At 66.5% G+C, this 11781-nt stretch carries 9 protein-coding genes; 7 read left to right on the top strand and 2 right to left on the bottom strand.

Annotated features, from left to right (window positions below):
* Window positions 1-213 precede the first annotated feature (213 nt).
* Complete coding sequence (locus OG394_RS36760) at window positions 214-1542, top strand: ricin-type beta-trefoil lectin domain protein (RefSeq protein ID WP_328991900.1); 1329 nt, start codon at window positions 214-216, stop codon at window positions 1540-1542.
* A 178-nt stretch (window positions 1543-1720) separates the two neighbouring features.
* Here OG394_RS36760 and OG394_RS36755 read toward each other — a convergent pair whose 3' ends face one another.
* Both OG394_RS36755 and OG394_RS36750 read right to left on the bottom strand, forming a co-directional pair.
* Window positions 1721-3058: a GH1 family beta-glucosidase gene (locus tag OG394_RS36755; RefSeq protein WP_328991899.1), complete on the bottom strand. Its 1338-nt coding sequence runs from the start codon at window positions 3056-3058 to the stop codon at window positions 1721-1723.
* 109 nt (window positions 3059-3167) lie between these two features.
* Window positions 3168-4367 carry an ROK family transcriptional regulator gene (locus tag OG394_RS36750; protein WP_328991898.1) on the bottom strand — a complete coding sequence of 400 codons (1200 nt, stop codon included), beginning with the start codon at window positions 4365-4367 and terminating at the stop codon, window positions 3168-3170.
* 365 nt (window positions 4368-4732) lie between these two features.
* Between OG394_RS36750 and OG394_RS36745 the strand changes: the two genes are divergently transcribed.
* The 6 genes from OG394_RS36745 to OG394_RS36720 all read left to right on the top strand — a co-directional run bounded on the left by OG394_RS36745 (window position 4733) and on the right by OG394_RS36720 (window position 11750).
* Window positions 4733-5734: a LacI family DNA-binding transcriptional regulator gene (locus OG394_RS36745; RefSeq protein ID WP_328991897.1), complete on the top strand. Its 1002-nt coding sequence runs from the start codon at window positions 4733-4735 to the stop codon at window positions 5732-5734.
* Window positions 5735-5870: 136 nt separating this feature from the next.
* Window positions 5871-7541, top strand: a complete 1671-nt coding sequence (locus OG394_RS36740) for an ABC transporter substrate-binding protein (protein WP_328991896.1) — start codon at window positions 5871-5873, stop codon at window positions 7539-7541.
* Window positions 7542-7637: 96 nt separating this feature from the next.
* Window positions 7638-8705, top strand: coding sequence for an ABC transporter ATP-binding protein (locus OG394_RS36735; RefSeq protein WP_328991895.1), 1068 nt, complete (start codon window positions 7638-7640; stop codon window positions 8703-8705).
* Window positions 8702-9682: an ABC transporter permease gene (locus OG394_RS36730; RefSeq protein ID WP_328991893.1), complete on the top strand. Its 981-nt coding sequence runs from the start codon at window positions 8702-8704 to the stop codon at window positions 9680-9682. The genes OG394_RS36735 and OG394_RS36730 overlap by 4 nt, the downstream gene beginning before the upstream one ends.
* Before the next feature lie 2 nt (window positions 9683-9684).
* Window positions 9685-10743: an ABC transporter permease gene (locus tag OG394_RS36725; RefSeq protein WP_328991892.1), complete on the top strand. Its 1059-nt coding sequence runs from the start codon at window positions 9685-9687 to the stop codon at window positions 10741-10743.
* Window positions 10740-11750 (top strand): ABC transporter ATP-binding protein, encoded by a 1011-nt coding sequence (locus OG394_RS36720; RefSeq protein WP_328991890.1) that lies wholly within the window; start codon window positions 10740-10742, stop codon window positions 11748-11750. The genes OG394_RS36725 and OG394_RS36720 overlap by 4 nt, the downstream gene beginning before the upstream one ends.
* The last annotated feature ends 31 nt before the right edge of the window (window positions 11751-11781 follow it).

Below are 11781 nucleotides of genomic sequence, written 5' to 3'. Positions count from 1 at the left end.
GCCCGCGCCGCAACAGCTGGTCACCCCGAGATAACCACTGTGCGTAAGACGTGTCAACGATTGGTAGTAGACTTTTTTCAAGTCTTTAATTAATGCTTAGTCTTGACCGGAACCCTGTTCTACCAGCAGGCTGCCCCTGCGATTCCCCTGCCTCGTTCGTGTCCGCCCCCGTGGCCGGTGCCCCACCGGCCGAGCGAAAGTAGAGGCTCCACGATGCTTGCCAACACCCTGCCCGCCCGCCGACGGCGTCGTCGTACCGCCTTCCTGCTCGCCGCCGGCGCCCTCCTGGCCGGCTCCGGCCTGATCCAGCCCACCGCGACCGCCCAACCGAACGCCCTTCCAGCCGCTCTTCCGGCTGCTCTTCCAGTCACTCTTCCAGCCGCAGACAGTGCGGCAAACGCCGTGAACGCCCCAGCCGCGGTCGGCCCGCTGGTCTGGTCCGACGAGATGAACGCGGCCGCGGGCACACCGCCCAACTCCAGCAAGTGGCGCTACGACATCGGCGGCCACGGCTGGGGCAACAACGAGCGCCAGTACTACACCAACAGCACCCGCAACTCCGCCCACGACGGCAACGGGAACCTGGTGATCACCGCCCGCCGCGAAGGTGGTTACAACTGCCACTACGGACCATGCGAATACACGTCGGCACGGTTGCTCACGGCCGGCACATACGCCAAGCAGTACGGCCGCTTCGAGGCGCGGCTCAAGCTGCCGCGTACGCAGGGTCTCTGGCCGGCGTTCTGGATGCTCGGCGATGGCGGCGCGCAATGGCCGGCCAACGGCGAGATCGACATCATGGAGAACATCGGCCGCGAGCCGAGCAACTCCTACGGCACGCTGCACGGTCCGGGCTACTCCGCCGGTGAGGCCGTCAGCTCGCGCTACACGTTGCCGAACGGCCAGCAGTTCGCCGACGCCTTCCATACCTTCACGATGGACTGGGAGCCGAACGCGGTCACCTGGTACGTCGACGGCCAGCAGTTCGCCCGCAAGACGCCGGCTGATCTCGGCGGCGACCCGTGGGTCTTCAACCACCCGTTCTTCATGATCATGAACGTCGCGGTCGGCGGCCACTGGCCGGGCTACCCCGACGGCAGCACGGTGATGCCGCAGACCATGGCGATCGACTACGTCCGCGTCTACGAGCTGACCAGCGGCGGCGGTGGCCAGATCACCGGCCTGGCGGGCAAGTGCCTCGACGTTGCCGGCGCCAACTCGGCCGACGGTACGACGGTCCAGCTGTACGACTGCAACGGTACGGCGGCCCAGCAGTGGTCCCGCCCAGGTGACGGCACCATCCGCGCCCTCGGCAAGTGCCTGGACGTCGCGAACGCCGCCACCGCCAACGGCACCCGCGTCCAGATCGCCACCTGCAACGGGAATGCCGCGCAGCAGTGGACCTACACGGCCGCGAAAGATCTAGTGAACCCAAGGGCGAACAAGTGCCTTGATGTCACCGGCAACAACTCGGCCAACGCCACGCCTGTCCAGATCTGGGACTGCGGCGGCGGCGCCAACCAGAAGTGGACCATCAGCTAGCCCGCAATCCCGCAGGCGGAATCGCCAACGTCCGACGGCCAAGCCCCAGGCCTTCGGACGTTGCCGCTAATCCTTTGCACTCATTCGTCGGAATCCGCCCTCTTCCCGCCGCGAACCTGTACAAGTTCGTGGTGCTGAGAGGGCGGATTCCGACGAATGAGTGCAAAGGATTTTGGTGTTAGGCGCGGTGGGACTTGATGAGGGTGGCGTAGTGGTGGCCGCTGGATTTTAGGGTGCGGGTGCCGGTGGGGTAGTCGACGTAGGCGAGGCCGAAGCGGGGGGCGTAGCCGTAGGCCCATTCGAAGTTGTCGAGCAGGCTCCAGGCGAAGTAGCCGGCCAGGGGTGCGCCTTGTTCGACGGCTCGGGCGCAGGCGGCGAGGTGGTCTTCGAGGAAGCGGGTACGCGGCTCGTCGTCGACGTTGAACGACGCGTCGGGTGTATCGACCCAGGCCGAACCGTTCTCCGTCACGTAGATCTTCTCCGCGCCGTACTCCTTGGTCAGCCGGAGCAGCAGGTCCTCGAGACCCCCCGGATGGACCTCCCAGTCGAGCATCGTGCGCTCGGGATTAGGGCCCTCGACCTGGCTGAAACCCAGCACTGGCACGGTTTCGTCGGCCTTCACGATCTGCCGGAAGTAGTAGTTCAGCCCGATGAAGTCCGTCGGCGCCGCGATGATGTCGGTATCACCTGGCTGCTCGGGCAGCTCCACGCCGTACTGCTCGACCATGTCCGTTGGGAAACCGCGGCCGTTGACCGGGTCGAGCCACCAGCGGTTGATGTGGCCGTCGGCGATTCGGGCGGCGCGGCCGTCTTCGGCGGAGTCGGTCGCGGGCTCGATCGGGCTGAGGTTCACGACGATGCCGACCGAGGCGTCCGGTGCGGCAGCACGCAGGGCCTGTACGCCGAGACCGTGTGCCAGCAACAAGTTGTACGACGCGCGCACGGCGGTCGCGGGGTCGGTGATGCCCGGCGCCATCCGGCCTTCCCAGTGGCCGATCCACGCCGAGCACAGCGGCTCGTTCAACGTCACCCAGTCGTGCACGCGATCGCCGAGGCGCTCGCCCACGACCGTCGCGTATTCGGCGAAGCGGTACGCCGTGTCGCGCTCCGACCAGCCGCCGAGATCCTGCAGCGCCTGCGGCAGATCCCAGTGATACAAGGTCAGAAAGGGTTTGATGCCCTCGGCAAGCAATCCGTCGACCAGGCGGTCGTAGTAGTCGAGCCCGGCCGCGTTGACCGCGCCCGAGCCTGTCGGGATGACCCGCGGCCAGGCGACGGAGAACCGGTACGCGTCGACGCCGAGTTGCTTCAGCAGGGCGATGTCCTCGGTCCAGCGGTGGTACGAGTCGCACGCGACCGCGCCGGTATCGCCATTGTCGATCGCGCCCGGGGTGTCGCAAAAGGTGTCCCAGATGGACGGCAGTCGGCCGTCGACGTCGATGGCGCCTTCGATCTGGTACGCCGAGGTGGCGCTGCCCCAGACGAAATCCTGGCCGAGCGCGGTCAAGTCTGGCATCTGCGAACCCCCACGGAGAAGAACTTTTTACACACGATAGTTGAAGTCGTGAATCCGGCCTAGCCGAACGTCCATCCGGTGGAATCCCCGCAGCAGGAATTCCGAAAAGTCAGCGGGCGCGGGCGATCAGGGCGTCTGGGCGGGTGGCGCCGCCTTCGCGGAGGAGACGGAGGACCGGGAGGGTGGCCGCGCCGAGCGCGACCGCGTCCTGGCCGAGCTCGCACAGCACGATCGATACCTGGGCGAACGGCTGGCGCAGCGCATGGTTGGCCGTGGCCTCCCGCAACTGCGGCAGATACCGCTCGCCCAACGCCAACCCGGCCCACCCGCCGAGCACGATCCGCTCGGGGTTGAACAGGTTGACCAAGTTCGCAAACCCCGCCCCGAGATACCCGATCGTCTCGTCCACCACGCCCGCGGCGATCTTCGACGACCCCGCCAACTCGAGCAACGCGACGAACGCCGACTCCTCGTCAGCACCAGGCGCGGGCTTCCCCCGGTTGGCCAGCCGGAATCGATCCAGCACCCCCTCGGCCCCGACGTACGCCTCGAGGCAACCGGATGACCCGCACCGGCACTTGCGCCCGCCGTACGCGATGGTCGTGTGACCCCATTCGCCGGCACTACTCCGCGCACCGCGGTAGCTCAATCCGTTGGCGACAAGGCCGGAGCCGACGCCGGACCCGACCAGTGCGACGACGGCGTGTTCGGCACCGCGGCCTGCGCCGAACCACATCTCGGCCTGGCCAAGGGTGTTCGCGCCGTTGTCGACCTCGACCGGCACCGTCGTACCGGCTTGCAACATGGCACCCAGCGGTACGGCGTCCCAGCCGAGCGTCTGCGCGTGCACGACGGCATCGGCCGGTCCCTCCACGATGCCCGCGACGGCGACACCGAGGCCGAGCACCTGCGACGGCGAGACGCCGGCTTGCGCGGTCACCTCGCCGAGGCCTTGCAGCACCCGGTCGACCACGAGGGACGGCTCGGGCGTCGGCGACTCGATCGGATACTCGACGGCGGCCAGCACCTTCATCGCGAGGTCGAACAGCTCGACGCGGACGCGCGTCTCCCCCACCTCGGCGCCCGCGACGGCCCCGAACCCGGGCGCGACGCGGAGCAGTACGCGCGGGCGGCCGCCGTCGGACTCGACCGAACCGGCCTCCTCTACGACGCCTTCGTCCAGCAGCTCACCGACCAGGTTGCTGACGCTCGCGGCGCTCAGCGACGTCTCCCGGACCAGCTCGAACCGGCTCAGCGGGCCGGACCGGTAGATGCTGGTCAGGATGACGGACCGGTTGGACCGTCGCATATCGCGGACCGTGGTCCGACGTGACTCCATCGCGTGCTCGCCCCACCTGTCTGTGCCGGCCCTGAAACGCCCGAACGAAGCGCCCAGCCATCATGCACCAGCAGCTGAGGGCTAGCGCGCATGAGAGCGCTCTGACAGGCTGGCGTCAGCGCATGAGAGCGCTCTTACGGATGAGCTGGGAGATTTGAGCGTGACAACGAAAGACCTTTCAACACAGTTCGGTCACGACGTCGACTTCGTTACCGAACCGTGATTGACGTGACCTGAACCACTCGGCTTTAGTTCTCGGAACCGCTTCCGAAACCGGTTCCGAACACTCCGTTCACGGTTCGGAAACAAGCCCCAACCGCCCGAGGGGAGTTCAAATGTCGATCACGATCGCCGACGTCGCGGCCCGAGCAGGGGTCAGCAAGACCACTGTTTCGCGAGTCCTGAACGGCAAGGGCGAGCTGGACCTGCGTACGGCCGAACGGGTCCGCCAGGTGATCGCCGAGCTCGGTTACGTGCCCAGCGCACGAGCCGTCGGCCTGGCTCGTGGCCGTACCCGGATCGTCGGCATGCTGGTGCCCTCGCTGACCTGGCCCTGGATGGGCGAGGTGCTGCAGGGTGCCGTCGACGTGGTCGAGACCGAGGGCTACGGCCTGCTGCTGTTCACCTGCAACCGGGGTGAGGAGTCGATGCAGCAGTTCGCCTCGCAGGTCTCGGCGCAGTCGTTCGACGGTCTGCTGGTGATCGAGCCCGAGGGCACGCTGGCGTACATCGAGCAGCTGCACGCCCGTGGTCTGCCGGTCGTGATGATCGACGACCGCAGCAAACAACCAGTCTTCCCGTCGGTGGCCACCACCAATGTCGACGGGGCCGAGGCCGCCGCCCGGCACCTGATCGAGCTCGGCCGCAAGCGCCCGCTCGTGATCACCGGTGTCGAGCGCTTCGGCTGCACGCAAGAACGGCTCAGCGGTTTCCGCGACACCTACGCGGCCGCCGGTATCGAACTGGATCCACGGCTGGTCTTCGAGGGTGACTTCACCCACGACTGCGGCCGGCGCGGGGTCCAGTACGCGATCGACTCCAAGCTCGAGTTCGACGCGATCTTCGCGCACAACGACCTGACCGCCGGCGGCGCCATCCAAGCCGTCCGGGAGTCGGGCCGGACAGTTCCCGGCGACGTCTCCGTGGTCGGGTTCGACGACATCCCCTACGCCCAGCACACCGAGCCACCGCTCACCACGGTGCATCAGCCGATGCGCCTGATGGGTCAGGCCGCGGCCCGGATGCTGATGGGCTACTTCAACGGTCAACCGCTACCCGAGGAACCCACCGTGCTGCCCACGACGCTGGTCGTGCGTGGTTCGACCGCCCCGGCGTAGCCCGACGAGCCGCCGCGACGGCGAGGTACCTGCCCGTGCCTCGCCGTCCAGGCTCTCTCCCCCTGCATCACCTAGGCGAGTAGTAACCGTCAGTCATCCGTCCAACAAGCTGTGACCGATCAACAGGAGGAACGTCATGCGAGCTCGACGTACAGTCGCTCTCGCCCTAGCGGGCGTGCTCGCGGTAGCCATGGCTGCCTGTAGTGGTGAATCGAACAACAACAGCGGCTCGAACGGCCCGGCCACCGTGCTGAACGTGGGCATGCCGAACGGCCCGCAGACCGAGAACCACAACCCGTTCCTCGGGTCGTCCTCGGGCGCCTCGCTCGGCTACCGGTGGATGATCTACGAGCCGCTGGTGATGCTGAACTCGATCAAGCCGGCCGAAGAAGGCAAGCCGTGGCTGGCGACCGAGTGGAAGTGGGCCGACAACTTCACCAAGCTGTCGTTCACGATTCGCGACGGCGTGAAGTGGTCGGACGGCAAGCCGATGAGCGCCGAGGACGTGGCGTACACGTTCGAGCTGCGCAAGAAGAACGCCGGTCTGAACCCCGAGGCCATTCCGTACGGCGAGATCAAGCAGACCGGGAGCAAGGTCGACCTGACCTTCACCAAGTCGCAGTTCGTCAACCAGGCCAAGGTGCTGACGACCTTCGTCATTCCCAAGCACATCTGGTCGGCGGTCAAGGACCCGACGACGGACGTGGTGAAGAACCCGATCGGCACCGGCCCGTACACGCTGAAGTCGTTCACCCCGCAGACCACCACCCTGACGGTGCGCGCCGAGTACTGGCAGGAGCTGCCGAAGGTCAAGGAGCTGCGCTACACGTCGTACAACGACAACAACGCGCAGACCACGGCGCTGGCCAACGGCGCCTCGGAGTGGAGCTTCGTCTTCATCCCGAACTACAAGACCGTGTACGTCGACAAGGACCCGGCGCACCACAAGCTCTGGTTCCCGGCGAACCTCGGTATTCACGGTCTGTGGATCAACACCCAGAAGAAGCCGTTCGACAACCCCGCCCTGCGCCGCGCGATGGACAAGGTGATCAACCGCGACGACATCTTCCTGCAGGGTGAGGCCGGGTACTTCTACCCGAAGATCGAGAGCGTGACCGGTATCCCGACCCCGGCCGGTGAGTCGTTCATCGCACCCGAGTTCAAGGACGCGATGCACAAGGTCGACGTCGAAGGCGCGAAGAAGGAACTGGCCGCCGCCGGCTTCAAGCTCGAGGGCGACGTGCTGTCGGACCCGAGCGGCAAGCCCGTCACGATCACGCTGACCGACCCGGCCGGCTGGTCCGACTACATCACCGACCTCGAGATCATCAAGGACAACCTGTCCACGATCGGGATCAAGGCGACCGTCGACAAGGCGAACCAGGACGCGTGGTTCAAGGCCGTTGACGAGGGCAACTTCGACGCCACGATGCACTGGACCAACGGTGGCGCCACGCCGTACGACATCTACCAGAACATCATGGACGGCAAGATCTACAAGCCGCTCGGCAAGGGTGGCGTCTCCGGCAACTACGGCCGCTTCCAGAACGCCGAGGCCACCAAGGCGCTCGACGAGTACGCCAACGCCACCAACGACGCCGCCCGGACCAAGGCGCTGAACACGCTGCAGAAGATCATGGTCGAGCAGATGCCGATGGTGCCCACCTCGGCGTCGAACGTCGGCGGTATGTACAACACGAAGAACTGGATCGGCTGGCCCGACGAGCAGAACCAGTACGCGCCGGCCCAGCCGACGCAGCAGAACGCGCTGCAGATCGTCCTCAACCTGAAGCCCGCTGCTTCGTGACCTTCTAGCCCGCCTGGACAGGGAATCGGACCGCCCTCCGGTTCCCTGTCCGGGCGCTCTTCACCGCCACGATGAGTCCCAGCTAGGAGTCCAGGCATGACGGCCACCCCCACGGCTCAGACCACGTCCGATGTGGTCCTCGAGGCAGAAGGCCTCACCAAACACTTCTCCGTACGACGCGGCGTTCGCGACCTCCTGACCAGGGAGAAGCACGCGGTCCACGCCGTCGACGATGTCACCGTGACCCTGCGACGCGGCCGCGTGACGGCCCTCGTGGGCGAGTCCGGTTCCGGCAAGTCGACCGTCGCGCGGTTGCTCGCCCAGCTGTACCCGCGCACCGGCGGCGATATCCGCCTGCACGGCAAGAGCATCACCGTGAAGGGCGGCCGGCCCTTCCGCCGGTATGTCCGGCAGGTCCAGATGATCTTCCAGGACCCGTTCGCCTCGCTGAACCCGGTGCACACCGTGCGGTACCACCTGACTCGCGCGCTCAAGATCCACGGCAACGCCGGTAAGGGTTCCGCCGAACTGGAGAAGGCGCTCGAGACCTTGCTGCAGCGGGTCCAGCTCGTTCCGGCGGAGCGCTATATCGACAAGTTCCCGCACGAGCTGTCCGGTGGCCAGCGCCAGCGGGTCGCGATCGCCCGCGCGCTCGGGGCGAATCCCGAGGCCCTGCTGGCGGATGAGCCCGTCTCGATGCTCGACGTCTCGATCCGCCTCGGCGTCCTGAACCTGCTGCGTGATCTGAAGGATCGCCTCGATCTGGCCATTCTCTACATCACCCACGACATCGCCTCCGCGCGGTACTTCGCGGACGAGACGTTGGTGATGTACGCCGGCCGCATGGTCGAGGGCGGTGATTCCGAGACCGTGACGCAGGCGCCGGCCCATCCGTACACGCGGCTGCTGATCGAGAGCGCGCCCGATCCGGACCGGATGACCGCTGTCGGGCCGGACGAGGTGCCGGAGGACAAGGCCGGTGGCGAACCGCCGAGCCTGATCCGGCCGCCGTCGGGCTGCCGGTTCCACCCGCGCTGTATTCACGCGATGCCGAAGTGCTCGACCGACCTGCCGCCCCGGTTCGACCTGCCCGATGGCGAGGGTCACTGGGCCGCCTGCTGGCTTTACGAGATCACCGAGAAGCCGCAAGGAGTGAAGCTGTGAAGTTCCTGCTGCAGCGGATCGCGTTCTATCTCTTCACCGCGTGGGCCGCGATCACGATCAACTTCTTCATCCCGCGGCTGATCCCGGGTGACCCGGTCACCTCGCTGATCAACCGGTACCAGGGCCAGATCAGCACGGAGGCGCTCGACTCTCTCTATGTGCTGTTCGGGTTGGATAAAGACGCCAGCATGTGGAGTCAGTACGTCGACTACTGGGGCCAGCTGTTCAGCGGCGACCTTGGATTGTCCTTCACGTTCTTCCCGACGCCGGTGGCATCCGTGATCGGGCAGAGCCTGCCCTGGACGGTCGCGCTGGTCGGTATCACCACTATGGCCAGCTTCATGATCGGCACCTTCCTTGGCGTGCTCGCCGGTTGGCGTCGTGGTTCGTGGATCGACGGATTGTTGCCGGCGACAACGTTCCTGTCGTCGATCCCCTACTTCTGGCTCGGCCTGATCGCGATCGCGTTGTTCGCCGGTCAGGGCAGCTACTTCCCCTCGTCGGGTGGTTACGAGCCCGGCCTGGTGCCGAGCTGGGACGGCGAGTTCATCGGCAGCGCGATCCGGCACAGCCTGCTGCCCGCGATCACGATCCTGATCTCGTCGGTCAGCGGCTGGATCCTCGGCATGCGGAACATGATGATCACGGTCGCCTCCGAGGACTACATCACCGTCGCGCACGCCAAGGGCCTGTCCGAGCGTCGCGTCATGGTCGGGTACGCCGCCCGCAACGCGCTGCTGCCGAACGTGGCCGGGTTCGCGTTGTCGCTCGGCTTCATCGTCGGCGGCACGCTGCTGGTGGAGATCGTCTTCTCCTATCCCGGCATCGGCTTCAACCTGTTCCAGGCGGTCGGCTCGAAGGACTACCCGCTGATGCAGGGCGTCTTCCTGGTCATCACCTTGTCGGTCCTGGTCGCGAACCTGATCGCCGACGTGGCCTACCTCGTCCTCGACCCGCGCACCCGCAAGGAGGGCTGAGCATGTCCGTCTCCGCCAGCACCGCCACCACGGTCGGACCGGACGGCCCGGTCGTCGCCGCCGAAACCGCGCCCGCGGCGAAACGGCAGCGCCTGCGCTTCGTCGCCAACGGCAAGGCGGCCACCGGTCTCGTCGTACTCGCCTTCTTCGTCTTGATCGCGATCATCGGTTCGTGGATCGCGCCGTTCGACCCGTCCGCGCGTAGTAGCGACATCCTCCAGGGGCCATCCGGTAAGCACTGGTTCGGCACCACCCACCTGGGCCAGGACATCTTCAGCCAGATCCTGGTCGGCACCCGGGGCGTTATGTTCGTCGGGCTGCTGGCCGGCGTCATCGCGACTGTGCTGTCCGTGCTCATCGGTGTCAGCTCGGGCTTCCTCGGCGGTGCCGCCGACGAGGGACTGTCCGCACTGTCGAACGTCTTCCTGGTCATCCCGGCCCTGCCGCTGATCATCATCGTGGCCTCCACCATTCCCGGCGCGGGTGACCTGATGGTCGCCCTGGTCATCGGTTTGACGTCGTGGGCATGGGGGGCTCGAGTGTTGCGGGCGCAGACGTTGTCGCTACGACGGCGGGATTACGTCGAGGCCGCGCGCGCCACTGGTGAGAGCACCTGGCGCATCGTCTGTGTCGAGATCCTGCCGAACCTGACCGCGATCATCGCCTCCAGCTTCGTCGGCACGGTGATCTTCGCCGTCATGTCCGAGATCACGCTGGCCTTCATCGGTATCTCCACCATCTCCGAATGGAACTGGGGCACGATCCTGTTCTGGGCGCAGAGCCAGCAGGCCCTTGCCCAGGGCGCCTGGTGGTGGTTCGTACCGGCGGGTCTGGCCATCGCCATCCTCGGTACCGCGTTGTCGCTGATCAACTTCGGCATCGACGAGTTCGTCAGCCCGCGACTGCGCAACAGCGGCAAGACCAAGGTGAAGACGGTCGACGGCCGCACCGTGCGGATGCGGGTCGGGTTCACTCCCGTCCTCGGCACCCAGCCGCTCGCCACCCCCGTTCTCCGTCCGGCCCCGGCCGACGACGACAAGGTGAAGGACGTCGTGCGATGAAGCCACCCGTGCTCGAGATCAAGAACCTCAACGTCGACTACGGCCTTGGTGACAAGGCGGTCCAGGCGGTTCGCGACGTCACGCTGACCTTGCGCAAGGGCGAGGTGCTCGGCCTGGCCGGCGAGAGTGGCAGCGGCAAGTCGACGCTGGCGTACGGCGTGACCCGGCTGCTGCCGCCTCCGGGCGTGATCAGCGGCGGCTCGGTCATCTACCACCCGCCGAACGGGCAGCCGTACGACGTGATGAGCCTTTCCGACCAGGATCTGCGCAAGTTCCGTTGGGCCGAGACGTCGATCGTGTTCCAGGGTGCGATGAACTCGCTGAACCCGGTGCACAAGGTCTCGACCCAGTTGCTCGACGTACTGAAGGCCCACCAGCCACACACCACTCCGGCCGCCCGGATGGCTCGCGCGCGGGAGTTGCTCAAGCTGGTCGGTATCTCCGGCGACCGGATGGAGGCGTACCCGCATCAGCTCTCCGGCGGTATGCGCCAGCGGGTGATGATCGGGATGGCGCTCGCGCTCGAACCGCAGGTCGTGATCATGGACGAGCCGACCACCGCGCTCGACGTGGTGATGCAGCGGCAAATCCTGGCCCAGCTGGTCGAACTACGCGAGCGGCTCGACTTCTCAGTCCTGTTCATCACGCACGACTTGTCCTTGCTGGTGGAGTTCTCCGACCGGATCGCGATCATGTACGGCGGTCGCATCGTCGAGGAGGCGCGGGCGGCCGACCTCTACCGGGACAGCCTGCATCCGTACAGCGAGGGCCTGCTGAAGTCGTTCCCGGCGTTGCGTGGTCCAAAGAAGGAGCTGGCCGGTATCCCCGGTTCGCCGCCGGACCTGCGCGGGATGCCCACGGGGTGTGCGTTCCACCCGCGCTGCCCGCACGCCTTCGACCGGTGCTCGACGGAGATCCCGCTGCTCGGTAATCCGACCGTCCGGACCGATGCAAGCCGATCGGTCGCCTGCTGGTTGCACGAAACCAACCTCACCCCGGTCGCCTGACCTTCCGAAGGGAGTTCGTACGGCACGCGGT

The sequence above is a fragment of the Kribbella sp. NBC_01245 genome, assembly GCF_036226525.1.
Classification (GTDB): Bacteria; Actinomycetota; Actinomycetes; order Propionibacteriales; family Kribbellaceae; genus Kribbella.
This window is presented reverse-complemented; position numbering and strand designations above follow the sequence as displayed.